Consider the following 20993-nt stretch of genomic DNA (forward strand, 5'->3'; position numbering starts at 1 on the left):
ATTCTAACAAATAAAAAAGGGCTGATACAAAAATCGGATCAGCCCAAACAAATCATTTGTTTGAGAGTTCCTGCAGTTTTGATTGAATCGCTTCTGCAAGATCATCTACATGTATATCTTGTGAATCACCGGTTGATCGAACCTTGACTTCAACAAATCCCTCTGAAGCCCGTTTACCTACAGAAATACGTAATGGCATACCAATTAGATCAGCATCCTTAAACTTAACTCCTGCACGTTCTGGACGATCATCATATAAAACGTCCCAGCCAGATTCTTTTAATGAAACGTATAGTTTTTCAGATAACGCAGCCTGTTCTTCATTCTTTGAGTTTAATGTCAGTAGATGAAGGTCAAATGGCGCAACAGATACTGGCCACACAATCCCATTCTCGTCATTATGTTGCTCAATAATTGCAGCGACTGTCCGAGAGATGCCGATTCCGTAGCAACCCATTTTATAAGGATTAGCACGGCCATTTTGATCTAAATAGGTAGCTCCCATTGATTCCGAATAAAAAGTACCTAGCTTAAACACTTGTCCAATCTCAATACCTCGCGCAAATTGAATAGTACCTTGTCCGTCCGGTGAAGCATCACCTTCCTGAACTAAGCGAAGATCCGCGTATTGATTAATCTCTAGGTCGCGGGCAAGATCTACTTGAATGGCACATTCATCTTTTACACTTGAGTTCAGAAGCACACCTGTTAAGCCTTTAATCGATTGATCCGCAATGATTCTATGTTCTTTTGCATCAAATACCGAAAGCAAACTAGGCTCTACGTTAAATGCTTCTTCAATCTCTTGATCACTTAAAATAGTGAAAGATTTAACATGCAATTCATGCATTGATTTCACTTCATTTAGCTCATGGTCCGCTCGTAACAAAATCAATGCAATGTCTTCATCTAGCTTCACAGCTACCGTTTGCACGGTATTGGATAATGGCCATTCTAACTGCTGAGCGGCTTCACTAATCGTTAATGCCGCTGTAACTGTTGATGTAGCCATTGGTTTTGATTCAGCTTGAGAATCCAAAGCTTGTGAGGCTACTGCAGCCATCTCAATATTAGCAGCATAGCTAGAGCTATCAGAATAGGCGATTGTATCCTCCCCTACATCTGCTAATGCCATAAACTCAAACGTATCTTTCCCACCCATTGCACCAGAATCCGCAATAACGGCACGGAAGGTTAGTCCAACTCTAGTGAAAATACGTTCATAGGCTTGATACATGGCTTGATAGGTTTCGTCTAAGCTTTCTTCCGTATCATGAAAAGAGTACGCATCCTTCATAATAAATTCTCTTCCTCTAAGTAACCCAAAACGTGGACGTCGCTCATCACGGAATTTAGTTTGAATTTGGAAAACATTTAAAGGAAGTTTTTTGTATGAAGCGATCGAATCGCGAATGATGCTTGTAATCACTTCTTCATGAGTAGGTCCAAGAGCAAAGTCACGACCATGGCGATCCTTTAAACGAATCAACTCTCCACCCATTTTGTCCCATCTACCTGTTTCTTGCCATAGCTCGGCAGGATGCAGGGTTGGCATGGTTAATTCTTGAGCATCAATCGCTTCTAATTCCTCGCGAACAATGGTTTCTACTTTTGCAATGACACGTTTGGCAAGCGGTAAATAGGTGTAAACACCCGCTGCCGTTTGACGCATCATACCTGCTCGCAGCATCAGCTGATGACTTGTGACATCTGCATCAGAAGGTACATCTCGTAATGTTGGTAACAAAAAGGTTTTTTGTCTCATGAATCCTAGTCCCTTCTCTGTTTCGATCTTTACATAAACAGCTTACTTATATCATTCCAAGTAACCACAATCATTAGTAGCATTAGAAATGCAAATCCAACGAATTGAATCATTCCTTCTTTTTGTGGATCAATCGGTTTTCCTCTTATGGCTTCATAGCCAATAAAAACAAGTCGCCCACCATCCATAGCTGGAATAGGTAGTAAGTTCACAATTCCTAAATTCACGCTTAACATCGCTCCAAAATTAACTAGCGTTAAAATCCCCATGGATGCGGCTTCACCCGTAATGTTGTAAATTCCAACTGGGCCAGCAATGTAATCAAGTGAGAATTGACCAGTTATAATGGTACCAAGTGTCTTAAAGATTGATATTGTCAGCTCATAAGGCATGATAAATCCTTCTAATAATGCTGATCCAAAGTTTTTCTCAAGAACTGGAATTACACCCAGGTGACCAATTTGTTCCGGTCCTAAGTCTCGAGAAATCGTCTCAGCATCAACTTGAATCGTTTGGCCATCCCGCTCAATACCTATTGTTAACGTTGAATTAGGGTTTTCTTCAATAATAGACGTCAATTGTCTCCACGTTGAGACATCTTCCCCATTCACATTCTGAATGACGTCATTCTCTTGAAGACCCGCTGCTTCCGCACCAGAGTCTGGCGTTACGCCTTGAACTTCTGAGGTCGGAACTCCTGTGATCGATGCATACACGACAAACAGTACAAACGCTAAAACAAAGTTCATTAATGGACCAGCAAAAATGGCCATTGCGCGTTTTCCAACGGACTTCGAACCAAACTGACGATTATACGGCGCAATTTGATTTGGTACTTCATCCTGAATAACATCTGCACGTTCATGCACATGATAAAGCACGCGTTGCTCTTCATCATCAAATGCTTCAATAATCAATTCTCTCTCTAAATCAATTCGTTCTACTTGAACGACTTGGGCTTCAGGATGTTTTGATTTATTATTCACATAAATTTTCGTTACTTTATCTTGTTCATCCAGAACTAGTCCGACTTCATAGCCGGGTTTAATTGAAACTTGTTCAGGATCTTCTCCCGCCATCCGCACGAATCCACCGATCGGTAGTAGTCGAACAGTATAGATTGTCTCATCACGTTTAAATGAAAACAGCTTCGGCCCCATTCCAATTGCAAATTCACGGCAGAGAATTCCGGCCCTTTGAGCAAAGTATAAATGCCCCCATTCGTGAACAAATACAAGGACACTGAAAATAACCAGAAATGAAAGTAAAGTATTCAATGTTAATCTTCTCCGCCTTTCGTATTACAATTTTGATTCCACAAACAATCTTGTTTGCTGATCTGCATCTAAAATCTCTTCAAGATTTGGCTTTGAAATCAGAATATGTCGATTCAATGATTCTTCAATTAAATCTTCAATCTGTAAAAATGTAATCTTGTTTTTCAAAAAAGCAGCTACAGCCACTTCATTAGCTGCATTTAATACAGTAGTCATAGTACCAGCACTACGTCCAGCCTCATAAGCAAATCGCATACAACGATAACGATCCATGTCCAACTTTCCAAAATGGAGTTTCTCCATTTCCCATAAGTTTAACCTTTCCCCTGCCTCACGCGCAAGTCGATCCGGGTAGGTTAAAGCATATTGAATAGGAATTCTCATATCCGCTGTTCCAAGCTGAGCCATGACGCTCCGATCCACAAATTCAATCATAGAGTGAATAATACTTTCCCGATGCATCAACACGTCGATTTGCTCATATGGCACATTAAATAACCAATGGGCTTCAATGACTTCTAAACCTTTGTTCATCATCGTAGCGGAATCGATCGTAATTTTAGCACCCATTGACCAGTTTGGATGATTTAGAGCCTCTTTAACCGTTACGCCTTCGAGATTTTCTCTCTTGCGATCTCTAAAACTACCACCCGACGCAGTAATGATTAATCGATCAATCGTTTTCGGGTTTTCACCATTCAACGCTTGAAAGATAGCCGAGTGCTCACTATCAACTGGAATCAACGATACTCCATGCTTATTCGCTTCAGTGGTCACAATATGACCAGCGGTTACGAGCGTTTCTTTATTTGCAATCGCAATATCCCGTCCTGCCTTGATAGCTGCTAGTGTAGGTTTTAAGCCGACACTACCAATTACAGCATTCACTAGCACATCAGAAAGCGGATGACACGCTACTTCCATCAATCCTTCTTCGCCAAATAGAACCGTCGTATAATCGCCCACTTCTTTTCTTACGATCTCAGCATCCGCCTCGTTCATCACACTAACTAAAGCAGGCTTAAATTCACGAATCTGTTCTAAAACTAACGTAATATTAGACCCTGCAGATAAGGCTACTAACCTAAAAAAATCTGGGTTTGTTCTAATGACATCAAGAGTCTGTGTGCCGATTGAGCCCGTTGACCCTAATAAACTAATCTGCTTCAAACAATCACTCTCCCTATACTTCTCTACCTATTTATAGATGGCTCATATTAATTGGATTAAATGGAGAATGGGCATGACAAAAATTAAGCTATCAAAACGGTCTAAGATCCCACCATGCCCAGGTAATACATTCCCTGAGTCTTTCACAGCATAGTGACGTTTTAAAGCTGACTCAACTAAATCACCAATCTGGCCAAATATCGCGGTAACAGCCATAATGACAAAAGCAGTTGTTATTGATATGTATGTAGATAAACTAGGAAGGATAAAGTAAACAATTGTCCCTATGACTAAGGCAAATACAACTCCCCCTAATGATCCTTCGATTGTTTTATTTGGGCTAATATCGGGCCACAATTTACGTTTCCCTATAGATCGTCCAACAAAGTAGGCAGCTGAATCCGTTGTCCAAATTAACAAGATCACAAATAACACCAATGCCATACCAATTTCCGGTGTCTCTCTAGTGAGCATCAAATAATGGAAACCGAAACCAACATAAACAGAAGAGAGAACAACAAAACCAACCTCATCAAATGTAAACGTATTTTTAGTTAATACGGTTAGCATAAGCATGATTAGAATAAAGAAAATAAATAGTTCTACTTTTGTAAATGGAAACGGGAAGACCGCATGGAACCAACTTGATGGAACAAGCAAAATCCACATGGACACTAAACCTGTTATACCCGTCAACGAATTCGCCTTCATTTTTTTCATTTTTAATAGTTCGATCATCGCAATGGAGGCAGCTAGACTTACAGCCAAATTAAAAATGATGCCCCCGAATATAATCATTGCTATCATTACGATGCCAAAACCTATACCTGTAATTATACGCTGTTTCACAACGATTCAGCCCCCTTATGCCTAGACACCGCCATATCGACGTTTTCGTTTCTGATATACTGCAATGGCCTCTAAAAAGTCCTTTTCTTTAAAATCCGGCCATAATATATCTGAAAACCAGAATTCACTATAGGCAAGCTGCCAGAGCATAAAGTTACTTAAACGAATTTCTCCGCTTGTACGAATTAATAGATCAGGATCTTTTAATTGTGAAGTCATTAGTTGTGCATGAATATGTTCTTCTGTAAGCGTATCGGCTTTTAATTCACCACGCTCAATTTGTTTACCAATGGATTTTACGGCTTCTAGCATTTCAAACCGACTACCATAATTCAAAGCAAAATTAAGGATCATTCCGGTATTATGTTTTGTATCTTTTATCGCTTTTTCCACAGCTTTAAGTGTGTGGTCTGGCAAATGTTCGGTTGTTCCCATCAGACGGACTTGAACATTATTTTTTATGAGCTTTGGAAGCTCTGCGCTGAGGTATCTCTCAGGTAACCCAAGTAAATAGTCAACTTCCTTTTTGGGTCTTTTCCAATTCTCAGTAGAAAAGGCGTATAGCGTTAAGACTTCGATTCCTATATCGCTAGACGTTCGTACAATTTTTGTGACTACTTTCATTCCCTCTCGGTGTCCGGCAATACGAGGTAACCCTTTTTTCTTAGCCCACCTACCGTTGCCGTCCATAATGATGGCGACGTGTTGCGGGAGATTCCCTTCCTCTACTTGATGATCAGGTAAATCAGCCGCTGTTAAGTTTGCTTTCCATTTAGAAAATCTCTCAAGCATTAGTGCGCCCTCCATCTATCCAACAGTTACGTAAAATCATAAGAATAAAAAACCCCCTGAAAATAGAGGGTCTTATTCTTGATTCATTTTACATGGAAATCGCTCACACTTCCATAATTTCTTGTTCTTTTTGATCCGCTTCTTTGTCGGAGCTTGCGATAAACTGATCAGTTAACTTTTGGATTTCATCTGTGGATTGTCTTAGTTCATCCTCAGTTAATTCTCCATCCTTTTGTTGCTTTTTCAATTCATCATTTGCATCACGACGAATGTTGCGAATCGTCACTTTCGTTTCTTCAGATGTTTTCTTTACAATCTTGACAAGATCCTTACGGCGTTCCTCTGTTAAAGCTGGAATCGCAATACGAATTAATTGTCCGTCATTAGAAGGTGTTAACCCAAGATCCGCTTTTTGAATCGCTCGCTCTACATCTGAGATTGACGACTTATCAAAAGGTTGGATAACTAATAAACGAGCTTCAGGAACTGAAATTGTAGCCAATTGATTTAGTGGTGTAAGCGCTCCGTAATATTCAACCGCTACGCGATCAAGAATGGCCGGATTTGCACGCCCTGCTCTAAGTTTAGCTAATTCACGTCGTAACGCTTCAATCGCCTTTGTCATTCTTTCTTCTGCTTGTTGCTTTACTTCTGCTGACATTATTTCGTCCCCCTCACTATGGTTCCGATCTCTTCTTTTAGAACGGCACGTTTGATATTACCTTCTTCGAGAATTGAGAATACAACCAATGGAATATCATTGTCCATGCAAAGTGATGAAGCTGTAGAATCCATCACAGCAAGCCCTTCTTTTAATACATCCATATATGTAATCTCCGTATACTTAACAGCTGTTTCATCAATGGATGGATCTGCGCTGTACACACCATCAACTTTGTTTTTAGCCATCAGAATGACTTCAGCTTCAATTTCAGCTGCACGTAAGGCTGCTGTTGTATCTGTCGAAAAGTACGGATTACCTGTACCTGCCGCAAAGATAACAACACGTTTCTTTTCAAGATGACGAATGGCTTTTCTTCTGATGTAAGGTTCGGCAACTTGGCGCATTTCGATCGACGTCTGAACTCTTGACTGCACGCCAATATCTTCTAGACTGTCTTGTAAAGCTAGTGAGTTCATAACTGTAGCAAGCATTCCCATATAATCAGCTGTTGCACGATCCATACCTTTTGCGCTACCAGCCATACCACGCCAGATATTTCCTCCGCCCACTACAATCGCTACTTCAACATCTAATTCTACAATTTCTTGTACTTGTTTAGCAACAGATTGAATGACAACCGGATCTATCCCGTAACCTAAATCACCTGCTAGTGCTTCCCCACTTAACTTTAACACAACTCGATTATACTTGTTCATCGTTACCTCCATCAGCTCTACGCGAAGTCTTCTTTTATTGCAAAACCATTGTTTTTTGAAAAAAGGGACACACAGGTGTCCCCTTTTTGATATTATTTATTTATTTGTGACATAACTTCTTCTGCAAAGTTCTCTTCACGTTTCTCAAGACCTTCACCAACTTCAAAACGAACGAATGATTTAACTGTTGCGTTTTTAGCCGAAAGGAATTTGCCAACCTTCTGATCGCCATCTTTAACAAACGGCTGGTCTAATAGGCAAACTTGCTCGAAATATTTGCTAAGACGGCCTTCTACCATTTTCTCAACAATGTTTTCTGGTTTTCCTTCATTAAGTGCTTGTTGCTTAAGAACTTCGCGCTCACGGTTTACTTCTTCAGCTTCTACTTCGTCACGAGATACATATGTCGGACGGATAGCAGCAACGTGCATCGCTACATCTCTTGCAAGATCTTCATCTGAAGAACCACCGATTACTGTTAATACACCAATGCGTCCGCCTTGGTGTAGGTATCCACCAAATGCATCTCCATCTTCTTTTTCAACAACTGAGAAACGACGAAGAGAAAGCTTCTCACCAATTTTAGCGATTGCTGAATTGATATATTCTTGAACCGTTTGTCCACCATCTTTAAATGGTTGCTCAAGAGCTTCTTCAACTGAAGCAGGTGATTTAGCAAGTAAATGCTCAGCAAGCTCCTTAACTAACGTTTGGAAGCCTTCGTTTTTAGCTACGAAGTCTGTCTCAGAGTTTACTTCGACGATCGCTGCTTTATTACCCTCTGTTACAACTGCAGAAAGACCTTCAGCTGCTACGCGATCCGCTTTTTTAGCTGCGCTAGCGATTCCTTTTTCACGTAGGAAATCGATTGCTTTTTCCATATCTCCGCCTGTTTCTGTTAGAGCTTTCTTACAATCCATCATACCTGCGCCTGTTTTTTCGCGCAATTCTTTTACCATACTAGCTGTTACTGCCATCTTTAAGCGCCTCCTCTAATTTCATTCAGGTTTTAAATTCGTACAAACGTGACAAAAAGAGCCGTAAAGGGCTTCTCCCCTTACGACCCTTTTTGGAAACGTCATTAAGCTGTAGTTGTTTCTTCTTCAACTTCCGCTTCTTCTTGCTCTTCATGTGCTGTTGCTTCAATAACTGCATCAGCCATTTTACCAGTAAGTAGTTTTACTGCACGAATAGCATCATCGTTACCAGGAATAACATAATCAATCTCATCCGGGTCACAGTTTGTATCAACAATTGCAACGATTGGAATGTTCAGCTTGTGAGCTTCAGCAATCGCAATACGTTCTTTGCGTGGGTCGATTACAAACAAGGCATCAGGAACGCCTTTCATATCTTTAATACCGCCAAGAAACTTCTCAAGACGATCTTTTTCTTTGTTAAGAAGGATTACTTCTTTTTTAGGAAGAACTTCAAACGTTCCGTCCTGTTCCATTTTTTCTAGGTTTTTAAGACGTTTGATACGCTTTTGAATGGTTTCAAAGTTTGTCAACGTCCCACCAAGCCAGCGCTGGTTAATGAAGTACATTCCGCAGCGTTCTGCTTCGTCTCTTACAGAGTCTTGAGCTTGTTTCTTTGTGCCGACAAAAAGGATTTTTCCTCCGTCTGCAGCAATGTCGCGAACAAAATTGTACGCTTGCTCAACTTTTTTGACCGTCTTTTGAAGGTCAATAATGTAAATACCGTTTCTTTCTGTGAAGATGTAGCGATCCATTTTTGGATTCCAGCGACGAGTTTGGTGACCAAAGTGCACACCAGCCTCGAGCAATTGTTTCATGGAGATAACTGCCACATCAAACACCTCCTCTTATGTTGGTTTTTGTCTTCCTCCGCTCTCATCATCTTTCAGTGACACTAGTTGCCCAGCACCCTCACTGAAATCAGAGGCGTGTGTAATAAACACCGTGGATTAATATACCATATCAAACGAGCTCGTGCAACTGTTAGTTTGCTGTTTGTTGAAATTTGATGATTAAATCGACTTCCCCTTTTCCCATATTCAATTCTTTGGCAATTTCATTAGAGGGAATTCCTTGTTTATGAAGGGTTAGTATTTTTGCATGTGGTGATTGTTGATAAGAGATCTCTTCTTGATTTTCAATCGGCATAGGTGGTATGTAACTTTGCGTTAGATCTTCATCTTTTTCTTCCTCTGCCTCACGACTCATTTGTTTAGGTGAAGGCGAGCTCTCGGAAAAAAGGCTTGCAACTTGATTAGTCACACGCTCATTTCCCTCTTTTATTTCATCAGCAAATGAAAACAAAGAGTGTTCAACTTCTTCTCGAGCCTGTTCACTTTCTTGAAAGCGCTCGGTAAGTCGTTTCACTTCCTTTTCCATTGTTTGGAGACGCAAAAAGAGAAAGCCTGCAAGACACAGGCTAAAAAGACTGATTAAAATGGCCATGTCGGCTCCTCCTTATGTTGAGTAGTCAATATATGTACCTTTATCTGGGTGATGACTTTTGGAAGATGCGGGTTGCTCGTCTTGCTTTTTTCGTTTTGAAAGAGATGGTTGACGCTTTGTAGATGGAGGAAACCTGGCAGGGTGGTCTAAGTTAGAGCGAGGACTTTGCTGCCTGCTTTTCACATCCGCTTGACGTTGCGCCTCCGCCATCATTGCTTCATTCATATGAACACGTTGCTGCAACTGAGACTGCATTTTACTGCCTTTAAATGTATTGGATAATGATCCAAGTGCTTCAATCGGCTTAAAGCTCATAGGCTCCTCCTGCGTTCATCAACTTCTTAAAATTGCTTCTCCATCACTTGCTTTAACTTAAACAATGCCTTTGAATGGATTTGTGAGATTCTTGATGTTGACAGCTCTAAGATATGTCCAATTTCCGTCAAAGTTAATTCTTCATAATAAAATAAACTAATAACCAGTTGTTCCTTTTCCGTTAACGTTGAAATAACTTCCGCCAATTCGGCTTTTGTTGCTAATTCAACTAATGAAGTCTCTGGTGTTTTTGTTAACTTATCTTCAATCGTTGCGGCAAATGATTCTTGACGGTCTGCATCTTGTGTTGGCTCATCAATCGACAAAATATTAGCCACAAATTGCTCGGCCATAATTTGAGCCACATCTGCTTCGTCCATTTGAAGGAATGTTGCGACTTCAGCACTTGATACGTAACGCCCTTCCTGCTGTTCCAATTTCTCAGATGCTGCCTCCACTCGTTTGATCTTTTCTCTCATTGAGCGAGATAACCAATCTTCCTTGCGTAATCCGTCAATAATCGCTCCCCGCACCCTAAATGAAGCATATGTATCAAACTTTAAATCGCGATGGGGATCAAACTTTTCAAGGGCATCTAATAATCCATATAACCCATGACTTGTCAGCTCATCCTTTCGCACACTTCCTGGAAGTCCTACGGAAATTCGCTGAACGTGAAACTGTACCAATGGCAGGTATAATCGGACCAACTGATCGCACGCTTCTTTGTTTCTCTCAGTAAACCAGGCCTGCCAGATTTTCTCTTCATCCTTTAACTTTACGTTTGGCAATGTACTGCACCTCCATTATCATACTTATCACGCATGTTGACCAGCTAAATGACCTTTGTACCTAAATGAACCGTACGGATGGTTAAAGCCTGCGTCTTGGGGTCAAATAAGATGGTCCGGCCATTTGTCCCCCCCGTATCTTCCGCTACAAGCGAGATGTTTAATTGGTTTAACTGTTCTTTTACAGCGACTACATTTCGTTCTCCCACTCGCATCATTTCATTGCCTGATGAAGCGAACATTTGAGCACCTCCAGCAATTTTGGCTTTTAAACGGTAAGTGGAAGCTCCTCTTCGAACGAGTTCTGATGTCAATTCTGGAATTGCCACATCAGCAAACTTTCCGATCTTGTGCACCTTTTTTGTTGAAATCGATGCGGAAGGTAGCATGATATGCGCCATACCAGCATGGTTGCTTCCCTCTTGATAGATAATGACCCCAACACACGATCCTAATCCAGATGTTCTTAATGGTTGAGATAACTCTGAATAAGCGATTTCAGCCATTCCAATGGTGATTACCTTATTCATCGATATTTACTCCCAAGGACTGAAACAATACGTCAAAGGTTTCAGGGTCAAACAGAAGTAGGATACTACCGAAATTCCGACTTGTTTTCTCCCCATCAATTTTCATTTGTGTCTCTATAAAAATAGCGACATCACTTTGAATTAAAAGCTGACTTAGCCCGTGACTGATAATCGCTCCCGCCATATCAATTGATAAGTCTGGTACATCGCGCGAGACTGTTAGACTAGTAAGGTCTGCAAAAGCTGAAAGGAAGGAGCCAATGACTATATTTCCTGTCTCAAGATACGCAGAGGTAGCGTAATCATTTAAGCTAGATCGATCCGTGCCATATACCGGTCTTCCTGTTAGCTGTTGAATAAGTGATTCCGAGTGAGAAACATCAGAAAAAAAGTAAACACTTCCAGGCGTATCTCCGTGAATTCTTGCATAAATGGCAGCAATCTCATTCTCTGAACCTCCCATTCGATCAGGAAGGTCCTGAAACGGAATGACTCTCGCTTCTGGAACACTCATTTCAATGGTTTTTCCTAATAAAGCAGATAAAGACGTTGCAGCATGTCCAGCTCCTATGTTTCCTATCTCTTTTAATACATCTAAATGTGCTGGTTGAATAAAGTCATATTCCTTCAAACAATACAGCCTCCTTTAACAACTAGAAACGATTCGTGATGCCAGATCATGTAGGTGAACAATCTCGTCTACTGAATTTGTTCGAATCGCCATCTTTGGCATTCCGAACACAACACTTGTTTCTTCTGACTGAGCTAACGACCAGCAACTTGGATTTTCCTTTAGTTGCTTAAGTCCTTTTGCACCATCTGCCCCCATACCTGTCATAACAACAGCCACAACTGCAGCATTGTTTAATTGTGATACCGAGTGAAAAAGTACATCAACAGATGGCCGGTGTCCGTTAACTACTGCTAAATCAGTCAGCTTACAAACCCAATTCCCATCTTTTTCGATAATCATTAAATGTTTTCCACCCGGGGCAATATAAGCATAACCATTTCTTAAAAGGTCTCCATGTTCAGCTTCTTTTACGTGGATAGAGCATAAGCTATTTAACCGATCAGCTAACGACTTCGTGAAACCTGCTGGCATATGTTGTACAATCACAATAGGCGCAGGTAAGGTATCTGGAATGTGTACTAAGACATCCTTTAACGCTTTAGGTCCCCCTGTCGATACGCCAATGGCTACTAGCTTTCTTAACGTAGGGGCGATTTGTGGCGCAACTATATTAGGTTCCGCTTTTGGAAGCACCTTCGGCATCACAATTGTTGCCCTCACAGCAAGCTTAACTTTCTCTCTTAATTGTTCTGCAATCGTAAATAAGTCGAGTGAAATCGGACCACTTGTTTTTGAAACGAAATCTACTGCGCCATTTTCCATCGCTAACATCGTGGTGTGACCGCCTGCTTTAGTTGTGCTACTTACCATAACGACTGGACAAGGTCGCTCTTTCATAATGATTTTCAAAGCCCCAAGACCGTCTAACACCGGCATTTCGACATCCATCGTAATAACGTCCGGTTTAAGAGTTAGATTCTTAACAGAGGCGTCCGCTCCATTTCTAGCTGTTCCTATAACCTTAATGTCAGAATCAGCTTGTAGGATATCGGTTACAACCTTACGCATAAATGCGGAGTCATCTACTACTAACACCTGTATTTGTTTCATGATGGGTAGCTTCCTATCTGTGCTTGATATTCTTCTTATTTTTCATGACAGTTGTTGATTCAGACATCCATCGACTAAGCCGTTGGAAAAATGGTGTCTTCTGAACGGTGTCCCATTCCTCTTTCTTAAATGAAAGATACGAATGCATAATTTTAGTGGTTGCCATACTAACTTTTGATTTAGTTTGATAAACGGAATAAGGTATTTGCGCTTTTACCGCTCTTGAGACCACACGGTCATGAGGTACACAACCAAGCTTTACAATTTCAAGCTGTAAAAATTGTTTGGCTACCTGAGACAGGTTAGCAAGTGTATGTGCTCCTTCTTTCTCAGAGTCGGTTTGATTTGCCACAGCAAAAATAAGAGGCTTATCTGGCAATCTTGTTAACTGTTTTAATAAACTATAGGCATCTGTTAAAGCTGTAGGTTCTGGAGTAGTGACAATGATTAAATCATCCGCGGCAGAAAGAAGTTGTAAACTTTCCTCTGTGACACCTGCTCCCAAGTCCAAAAAGATATAATCAAAGTGATGACTTAAACTTTGAAGTTGCTGTTGAAAATAACTCATATCCGCTTGAGAAAACTGTGCCATATCAGAAAGTCCTGATCCTCCAGCAATATAGGAAACTCCATATGAGGTACTTTCAATGACGTCCCACACAGCCAATCGATTTTTTATCATGTCGATTAAATGATAGGAAGGTTGTACTCCCATAATGACATCAATATTTCCCATTCCACTGTCCATATCAAGAATAAGTGTACGGTGTCCAATGTTATTTAATCCCAATGCCGTATTCACTACTAGGTTGGACTTACCTACCCCACCTTTGCCACTTGCAACGGCAATAATTCGAGCATGTACCGTCTTATTCATTCTTCGTCTTAAGCTTTCAGCTTGATCCATCAAAAACAATTCCTTCCATCACAGCTGATACCACTACATCCTCATCGGCGTGAAGAACATCGTCTGGAACATTTTGACCATTTGTCAAAAATGCGATCCCTAGCTTTTCATCTAGGCAAGCATTGATCAGAGCGCCAAAAGTAGTTGTCTCATCCTTTTTTGTGAAGATAAGCTGATAGACTGGAAGTTGTTTAAATTGTGTGATTACCGCCTTCATGTCTGAATACTTGGATGTTAACGATAAGACCAAATATAATGATGCTTGTTCAGAAAGCAGAACGGTTTTTTGTAACTCTTTCAAGTAAAAATCGTGCGTAAAGTTTCTTCCTGCCGTATCCACTAATATCAAATCATAGTCTTCATATTTAGTTGCGGCTTCATGGAAGTCCTCCATGGAATACACAACATCAATTGGAACGTGAAGAATGGAAGCATATGTTTTTAATTGTTCAATTGCTGCGATTCGATACGTATCCGTTGTTAAAATCGCAACCTTCTTATCATGTTTTAATGTTGCCTCAGCAGCTAGCTTAGCAATCGTGGTTGTTTTTCCAACACCTGTTGGGCCAGCAAACACCATATACTTCCTTTCAAAAAGCGAACTACCCATCTTAACATCTTGAAGATGTTTCTTTAACCATTGCCTCGTATGTTGATAAACCGCCAATGTTGTTCGCTTCTCTTTAGGTTGGCTATACCAATAACCGAATAATTCTTCCTTTAGTTGCGTCCGAATCTCTGCACTAACTTCTTGTTTTTCAAATTCGCGATCCAATTGCTGAATAATCTCAGGTTGATTATTCCGATCACTCTCGTGAACAGTTGTGGGATTTATTGGCTTCCACACCTGTTCTTCAACAATAGGTTGTGTTGGTATTTGCTTATCAGGCATAGGTTCGATTCCCTTAGAAACCCGTCCACTAGTAGACTTCGTAACCGTCGTTGGATCTAAGGCCGCTGTAACCTCAAGGCGTTTCTTTGCAAAAAAACCAAACCATCCACCTGTTGTAATTTCTTTTGTATGTAGAATCACAGCGTCACTGCCTAGCTCTGCACGAATTTGGGTCAGAGCTTCAGGCATCGACTCCGCTTGGAATTTTTTTAATTTCATTCTGCATTCACCACCCCAACACTTTGGACCTCAACATCAACTTCAAGTTCGTTATAAGATAGGACTGGCACAGTTGGTAAATACCGTTCTAGTAGCTGTCTAACGTACATCCTAACAGCTGGTGAACATAGCAGAACAGGGGTTTGTCCCATTTGTGATAAGCGATTCGTTTCCTCAACCGCTGAATCTAAGATTTTCTGTGAATGTGCGGGATCCATTGACATAAAAGGACCATGTTCCGTCTGCTGAACAGAATCGGCGACAATTTTTTCAACAGAGCCACTTAACGTAACAACATATAACGGCTCATTTTTAGTTGAAACTTGAGTTGAAATCTGTCTAGATAAGGACTGTCTGACGTATTCGGTTAACAAATCCATATCCTTTGTCATTTGTCCATAATCTGCTAATGTCTCAAATATCATCGGTAAGTTTCGAATTGAAACATTCTCTTTTAATAAGTTTGTTAGTACGCGTTGAATATCACCTATAGATAATAGATTCGGTGTCGTTTCTTCTACTAGCACCGGATACGTTTCTTTTAAGTGATCAATTAGCTGTCTGGTTTCTTGACGACCCAGTAATTCATGCGCATGGCGTTTGATTACTTCTGTCAAATGAGTTGATACGACAGAAGGAGGGTCGACAACGGTATAGCCAGACATTTCGGCTTTCTCTTTCATGTCTTCACCAATCCATAATGCGGCAAGTCCAAAAGCAGGCTCTATCGTTTCTACACCGACAATGCTCTCATCCTCAAATCCGGGACTCATTGCCATATAGTGATCTAAAAGTACTTCCCCTTTAGCAATTTCATTGCCTTTGATTTTGATAATGTACTCATTTGCCTGCAATTGAATGTTGTCTCTTATTCGAATGACTGGAACGATCATGCCTAGTTCTAACGCCATTTGACGACGAATCATTACCACCCGGTCAAGAAGATCTCCTCCTTGATTGGTGTCTGCGAGCGGGATCAAACCATATCCAAATTCAAATTCAATGGGATCAATTTGCAAGAGGTTTACAACGTTTTCCGGTGACCTCATCTCATCTGTAGAAGCCTCTTCACCCGCTTCATCTGGCAAATCAATATCTGGCGCCCGAGCTTTCACATCTTGTAATCGCCAACCAGCGAAAGCTAGCAAACCAGCCATCGAGAATGTCAGCACCTTACTAATTGGAGTCGCAACCCCTAGTAAAAAAATCGTTGCTGCTGTTACATATAATAATTTCGGATAGGCAAAGATTTGTTTTGTAATATCTCCACTTAAGCTACCTTCAGATGCCGCTTTGGTCACCATAATACCTGTAGCTGTTGAGATTAGAAGTGCTGGGATTTGTGTTACTAAGCCATCCCCAACCGTTAACAATGTATAGGTTACAACGGCTGTATTTAAGTCCATGCCCATTTGCATCATACCGATAATAAGTCCAACAATCATATTAATGGCAACAATAATGATACTAGCAATCGCATCTCCTTTTACAAACTTACTCGCTCCATCCATAGAGCCATAAAAGTCAGCTTCTTTTTCAATTTTTTCACGCCGTTGCTTTGCTTCAGCATCTGAGATCAATCCAGCATTTAAATCAGCATCAATACTCATTTGTTTACCTGGCATCGCATCTAATGTAAAGCGAGCCCCAACCTCAGATACCCTTTCAGCACCCTTTGTAATAACAATAAATTGGATGATAACTAAAATGATAAAAACAACAAACCCTACGATTGCATTTCCACCAATAACAAAGTTTCCAAAGGTATCAATGACATTTCCTGCGTCCGCATTACCTAAAATCGATCGAGTGGTTGAAACACTTAATCCAAGTCGAAACAAGGTAATCAGCAAAAGTAGTGTCGGAAATATTGAGAATTGCAGAGAATCCGTTGTGTTCATCGCTACTAGAATGATTAATAGAGAGATTGATATATTAAATATAATGAGAACATCCAGTATGGGAGGCGGAAGCGGAATGATTAACATAACGATAATCATGATGACACCAATTAATACAATTAAATCTTTAAACTTCATAAGTACCTCTTCCTCCCTTCTTTATGTTCTGTGGTTTTGACCCACTGATTGTTTTTCTTTTAAGCGATACACGTATGCCAAAACCTCCGCAACAGCCTTAAATAAATCTGCCGGTACTTGCTGACCAATATCTGTTTGATGGTATAAAGCCCTTGCTAACATTCGATTTTCAACCATTGGAATGCCGTGCTCTTGCGCTCTTTTTTTAATCCGTTGAGCCGAGAAATCCATTCCTTTTGCTACAACAAACGGCGCCTCCGCTTTGCTTTCATCGTATTTCAAAACAATCGCAAAGTGAGTTGGGTTAGTTATGACGACATCAGCATTTGGAATTTCCTGCATCATACGCTGCATCGCAAGCTCCATTTGTTTTTGTTTACGTTTGGATTTAATCCTCGGGTCACCTTCAATATTTTTGTGCTCATCCTTAATATCTTTTTTAGACATTCGAATTTGTTTTTCGTGATCATAACGCTGGTAGATATAATCCGGGATGGATAGGATCATTAATAATATCGCTACCGCCAATCCCATCATGATCGTTAGCCAACCAATCACACCCATGGCATCCGTAATCGACTTTTGTGATAAAAGCATCACTTCTTCCAAATGGGTCCAAATAATGATCACCACCGTTGTCCCAACAAGCGAGATCTTTAGGACAGACTTTGAAAGCTCTACTAACGCTCTGGCAGAAAAGATTCGTTTGAACCCTTTAATTGGGTCAAGCTTGTTTAACTTTGCCTTTAGTGGTTCTGTTGAAAACATGGCCCCAACTTGAATGAAACTACCAAACGATCCTGCAATAGCTGCAAGAAGCATGAGCGGAAGTACCGCTGTCAATGCTTGCGTTGAAACGGTTAGAAACAACCTGGCAACAGACTCAGGAGTTACCTCTTCAACTAAGTAATTGGTGAAGATCTCTCTCTGCATATCAGCGAACATTGAAACAATTATACTCCCGCCGTACATCCAGAGAAAGAGAAAAACAACTAACATCATGATGGACGTATTAACATCCGTACTTTTGGGTACCTGACCCTTTTTCCTTGTTTCATCTCTTTTTTTGGGTGTGGCCTTTTCTGTTTTCTCATCTGCAAAAAATTGCAGATTAAGTTTGATCAGAGCGATCTCATCCACCCCCAAGTAATTGAAGCAATGTTCTCATGACAAGAATCATCTCATTAAATAACGTTTGAACAATCATCATAAAAACAGCCATATACACCATCAATAAAGGTAGACCAACTAGAATCTTTAATGGCATCCCCACAACAAACACATTCATTTGGGGAACCGTTCGTGACACCATGCCTAACGCTAGGTCAACTAGAAATAAGCAGCCTGAAATGGGAAAGGCAATTTGAATAGCAATAATAAACATTGTAGATAAAATCGATATCGCCTGTGTTAAGACTTGTTCATCTCCAAAAGGCAATGTCAATTGATCTAGCGGGACGTATTGGTAACTGTAAAAGATCCCATCGAGCAACAGGTGATGACCATTTACTGTTAACAAAAATAACAAAGCAAATGTATACAGATATCCACCTGTTAAAGGGCTTTGAGCACCCGTTTGAGGATCTACTACATTAGCAATCATAAATCCTAATGTGAAATCAATGAGGCCCCCGGCCACTTGAATCGCATATAACAGAATCATGGCAGCTAGCCCTACAGCTAGCCCAACACCGATTTCTTTTATTATTAATAAAATATAGTTCCAATTAAAGACAAGCTCAGGTATATCAAAAGCTAGAACCATCATCCAGGCGAGCATAAGTGAAAGTCCTAGTTTAAACATCATAGGAACTGACCGATGAGAGTAGAGAGGCAATACGACCATAAACGAGCTAACACGAATAAAAATTAATAAAAAAGCCGGTAAATACGTCATTAACTCTGTCATTAGCCAATAAACCGATGTAAGTTAGAATAAATTTGATAAGTAAAGTTTGTAATTTGACTCAACATCCAAGGCCCAAAAATAACTAACGCGAATAATACCCCAACGATTTTTGGAATAAATGCAAGTGTTTGTTCCTGAATTTGAGTGGTTGCCTGAAAGATACTCACTAGAAGACCTAAAACTAACGCAATAATAAGGAGAGGGCCGGCTACTAGTAGCACTGTCCACACACCGCTTTCAGCTATTTGAATCACAAATTCCTGGCTCATTTTAGCACCCTCCCCTTACTGAAAGCTTAGAAGTAACGATTGGACAATTAAATACCAACCATCAACAAGAACAAATAATAAGATTTTAAATGGTAAAGCAATCATTACTGGTGGTAGCATCATCATACCCATTGACATTAGGACACTTGCCACAATCATATCAATGACCAAAAACGGAACAAAAATCAAAAAACCGATTTGAAAGGCTGTTTTTAATTCACTAATCGCAAATGCCGGAACAAGCGCAGTTAATGGAATGTCTTCAAGTGTTTCTGGTCTTTCTAGACCGGCATAGCCCATAAATAAAGCAAGGTCTTTCTCACGAGTATGATTCGACATAAATTCTTTAATTGGCACAGTCGCACGCTCAAAGGCTTCTTCTTGAGAAATTTCTGCATTAGCAAATGGTTGTAATGCCTCATTATTAATCTCTGCCATCACAGGTGCCATAATAAAAAATGTAATAAATAAAGCAATTCCAATGAGCACCTGATTGGGTGGCATCGATTGAGTGGCCAACCCCTGCCTCACAAAGGATAGAACGATAATAATTCGTGTAAAACAAGTCATCATAATTAAGATGGATGGAGCCAGGGTTAGAACCGTAAGTAAAAGAAACAGTTGTATCGTAGTTGCTGCATTCTCATTACTGCCAGTAATGCCTGTCAAATCAAAGTTATTAAACAACCCCGTTGTAGATAGAATCAGATGATCAAACATCATGGCTTACGCTCCTTTAATACCTTCTCAAGATCTTGCTGCGATTGTGACGCCTCTTGCAGTTTTTTAGAAAAAAGCTCTTGAAAGGAGGAGTGTTTGTTTGATTCACTTTGACCCATAAGAGAATGTGTTTCTGAGCGGCTCACCTTCGATTTCATCCAATCCATCGCTTTTTGAGCTGGTACTTGAATGTGTTGCTCTTGCTCACTTTGAAGCTTAAATAATTGCTCCTGCTCTTCCTCCGAGTCTATCTCTGTTAGGAGTTGAATAGACTCCCCTACCCCAACAACTAGTACTCGGTTTCCTACTTTAATTAGTTGAACCGAACGATTGGGCCCAAGCGGAACCCCGCCAATGTTCTCTAATAATTGCGATTGTCGAAAGGTTTTAGTCCTTTTGCTTAAAAAACGCAACAAACCATAGATCAATGCAATAATAAGTGCAAGAGAGCCGATAAGCTTTAAAAGTGTTAAAAAACCACTATCTTGATTACCAAACGGCACGGCTTCAACTTCATCACTAGAAGCTGAATCTTGCTCAAATCCCCAGGTTTCTTCTGAGTCTTCAGCCTGTTCCTTGCACTCATCCGTTAAATTTTGACCCACATTTAGGCAATCAGCTGCCTCTGCAGTTGCAACAGGAGACAAGCTGATACTTCCAAATACGACCAACACCAAAAGCAGTTTAAGCAAGGGTCTTGTTAATCGCATCAATCACACGCTCTGCTTGGAAAGGCTTCACAATAAAGTCTTTGGCGCCCGCCTGTATAGCATCAATAACCATTGCCTGCTGGCCCATCGCCGAGCACATAATGATTTTAGCGTTTGGATCAAATAGCTTAATTTCTTTTAACGCACTAATGCCATCTTTTTCAGGCATCGTGATATCCATGGTTACAAGATCAGGAGATAGCTCTTTATATTGCGTGACAGCTTCATTTCCATCCGCTGCTTCCCCCACTACATCAAATCCATTTTTCGTTAAAATATCTTTAATCATCATTCGCATAAATGCAGCGTCATCTACTACTAATACTTTTTGTCCCATTACAAATCATCCCTC

At 40.5% G+C, this 20993-nt stretch carries 24 protein-coding genes; all 24 read right to left on the minus strand.

Annotated features, from left to right (window positions below):
- Positions 1-52 precede the first annotated feature (52 nt).
- On the minus strand, positions 53-1765 hold the full coding sequence (locus J2S05_RS05445) for a proline--tRNA ligase (RefSeq protein ID WP_306980610.1): 1713 nt from the start codon (positions 1763-1765) through the stop codon (positions 53-55).
- A 29-nt stretch (positions 1766-1794) separates the two neighbouring features.
- Positions 1795-3042 (minus strand): RIP metalloprotease RseP, encoded by a 1248-nt coding sequence (gene rseP, locus J2S05_RS05450; protein WP_306980612.1) that lies wholly within the window; start codon positions 3040-3042, stop codon positions 1795-1797.
- Between the two features lie 24 nt (positions 3043-3066).
- Positions 3067-4212: a 1-deoxy-D-xylulose-5-phosphate reductoisomerase gene (locus tag J2S05_RS05455; RefSeq protein ID WP_306980614.1), complete on the minus strand. Its 1146-nt coding sequence runs from the start codon at positions 4210-4212 to the stop codon at positions 3067-3069.
- Positions 4213-4254: 42 nt separating this feature from the next.
- Entirely contained in the window at positions 4255-5061 is an 807-nt protein-coding gene (locus J2S05_RS05460) for a phosphatidate cytidylyltransferase (RefSeq protein WP_306980616.1), read from the minus strand.
- A 21-nt stretch (positions 5062-5082) separates the two neighbouring features.
- Entirely contained in the window at positions 5083-5853 is a 771-nt protein-coding gene (locus J2S05_RS05465; protein WP_306980618.1) for an isoprenyl transferase, read from the minus strand.
- 103 nt (positions 5854-5956) lie between these two features.
- On the minus strand, positions 5957-6514 hold the full coding sequence (frr, locus tag J2S05_RS05470) for a ribosome recycling factor (protein ID WP_306980619.1): 558 nt from the start codon (positions 6512-6514) through the stop codon (positions 5957-5959).
- Positions 6514-7233, minus strand: a complete 720-nt coding sequence (gene pyrH, locus J2S05_RS05475; RefSeq protein ID WP_306980621.1) for a UMP kinase — start codon at positions 7231-7233, stop codon at positions 6514-6516. The genes frr and pyrH overlap by 1 nt, the downstream gene beginning before the upstream one ends.
- A gap of 92 nt (positions 7234-7325) precedes the next feature.
- Positions 7326-8210 carry a translation elongation factor Ts gene (gene tsf, locus J2S05_RS05480; RefSeq protein ID WP_306980623.1) on the minus strand — a complete coding sequence of 295 codons (885 nt, stop codon included), beginning with the start codon at positions 8208-8210 and terminating at the stop codon, positions 7326-7328.
- 104 nt (positions 8211-8314) lie between these two features.
- Positions 8315-9043, minus strand: a complete 729-nt coding sequence (rpsB, locus tag J2S05_RS05485; RefSeq protein WP_306980624.1) for a 30S ribosomal protein S2 — start codon at positions 9041-9043, stop codon at positions 8315-8317.
- A gap of 151 nt (positions 9044-9194) precedes the next feature.
- Entirely contained in the window at positions 9195-9656 is a 462-nt protein-coding gene (locus J2S05_RS05490) for a DUF6115 domain-containing protein (RefSeq protein WP_306980626.1), read from the minus strand.
- A gap of 12 nt (positions 9657-9668) precedes the next feature.
- The gene (locus tag J2S05_RS05495) at positions 9669-9971 is read right to left on the minus strand and encodes a hypothetical protein (protein ID WP_306980628.1); all 303 of its coding nucleotides are present in this window, start codon (positions 9969-9971) and stop codon (positions 9669-9671) included.
- Between the two features lie 26 nt (positions 9972-9997).
- The gene (locus J2S05_RS05500; RefSeq protein ID WP_306980630.1) at positions 9998-10762 is read right to left on the minus strand and encodes a FliA/WhiG family RNA polymerase sigma factor; all 765 of its coding nucleotides are present in this window, start codon (positions 10760-10762) and stop codon (positions 9998-10000) included.
- A gap of 44 nt (positions 10763-10806) precedes the next feature.
- On the minus strand, positions 10807-11292 hold the full coding sequence (locus tag J2S05_RS05505) for a chemotaxis protein CheD (RefSeq protein WP_306980631.1): 486 nt from the start codon (positions 11290-11292) through the stop codon (positions 10807-10809).
- Positions 11285-11923 (minus strand): chemotaxis protein CheC, encoded by a 639-nt coding sequence (locus J2S05_RS05510; RefSeq protein WP_306980633.1) that lies wholly within the window; start codon positions 11921-11923, stop codon positions 11285-11287. Before J2S05_RS05510 ends, J2S05_RS05505 begins: the two co-directional genes overlap by 8 nt.
- Before the next feature lie 15 nt (positions 11924-11938).
- Complete coding sequence (locus J2S05_RS05515) at positions 11939-12976, minus strand: protein-glutamate methylesterase/protein-glutamine glutaminase (RefSeq protein ID WP_306980635.1); 1038 nt, start codon at positions 12974-12976, stop codon at positions 11939-11941.
- Between the two features lie 13 nt (positions 12977-12989).
- Positions 12990-13883 (minus strand): MinD/ParA family protein, encoded by an 894-nt coding sequence (locus J2S05_RS05520; RefSeq protein ID WP_306980638.1) that lies wholly within the window; start codon positions 13881-13883, stop codon positions 12990-12992.
- Positions 13870-14994: a flagellar biosynthesis protein FlhF gene (locus J2S05_RS05525; protein WP_306980640.1), complete on the minus strand. Its 1125-nt coding sequence runs from the start codon at positions 14992-14994 to the stop codon at positions 13870-13872. Before J2S05_RS05525 ends, J2S05_RS05520 begins: the two co-directional genes overlap by 14 nt.
- The gene (gene flhA / locus J2S05_RS05530) at positions 14991-17033 is read right to left on the minus strand and encodes a flagellar biosynthesis protein FlhA (RefSeq protein WP_306980641.1); all 2043 of its coding nucleotides are present in this window, start codon (positions 17031-17033) and stop codon (positions 14991-14993) included. The genes J2S05_RS05525 and flhA overlap by 4 nt, the downstream gene beginning before the upstream one ends.
- 21 nt (positions 17034-17054) lie before the next feature.
- Positions 17055-18164 carry a flagellar biosynthesis protein FlhB gene (gene flhB / locus J2S05_RS05535; RefSeq protein WP_306981111.1) on the minus strand — a complete coding sequence of 370 codons (1110 nt, stop codon included), beginning with the start codon at positions 18162-18164 and terminating at the stop codon, positions 17055-17057.
- 1 nt (position 18165) lies between these two features.
- Positions 18166-18942 (minus strand): flagellar biosynthetic protein FliR, encoded by a 777-nt coding sequence (fliR, locus tag J2S05_RS05540; protein WP_306980642.1) that lies wholly within the window; start codon positions 18940-18942, stop codon positions 18166-18168.
- Positions 18942-19211 (minus strand): flagellar biosynthesis protein FliQ, encoded by a 270-nt coding sequence (gene fliQ, locus J2S05_RS05545; protein ID WP_306980644.1) that lies wholly within the window; start codon positions 19209-19211, stop codon positions 18942-18944. The genes fliR and fliQ overlap by 1 nt, the downstream gene beginning before the upstream one ends.
- A 15-nt stretch (positions 19212-19226) precedes the next feature.
- Positions 19227-19934, minus strand: coding sequence for a flagellar type III secretion system pore protein FliP (fliP, locus tag J2S05_RS05550; RefSeq protein WP_306980646.1), 708 nt, complete (start codon positions 19932-19934; stop codon positions 19227-19229).
- Positions 19931-20641 carry a flagellar biosynthetic protein FliO gene (gene fliO, locus J2S05_RS05555; protein WP_306981113.1) on the minus strand — a complete coding sequence of 237 codons (711 nt, stop codon included), beginning with the start codon at positions 20639-20641 and terminating at the stop codon, positions 19931-19933. Before fliO ends, fliP begins: the two co-directional genes overlap by 4 nt.
- Positions 20616-20978: a response regulator gene (locus J2S05_RS05560; RefSeq protein ID WP_203087224.1), complete on the minus strand. Its 363-nt coding sequence runs from the start codon at positions 20976-20978 to the stop codon at positions 20616-20618. The genes fliO and J2S05_RS05560 overlap by 26 nt, the downstream gene beginning before the upstream one ends.
- Positions 20979-20993: the final 15 nt, after the last annotated feature.

The sequence above is a fragment of the Alkalicoccobacillus murimartini genome (assembly GCF_030813245.1).
In the GTDB taxonomy this organism is placed as follows: Bacteria; Bacillota; Bacilli; order Bacillales; family Bacillaceae_D; genus Alkalicoccobacillus; species Alkalicoccobacillus murimartini.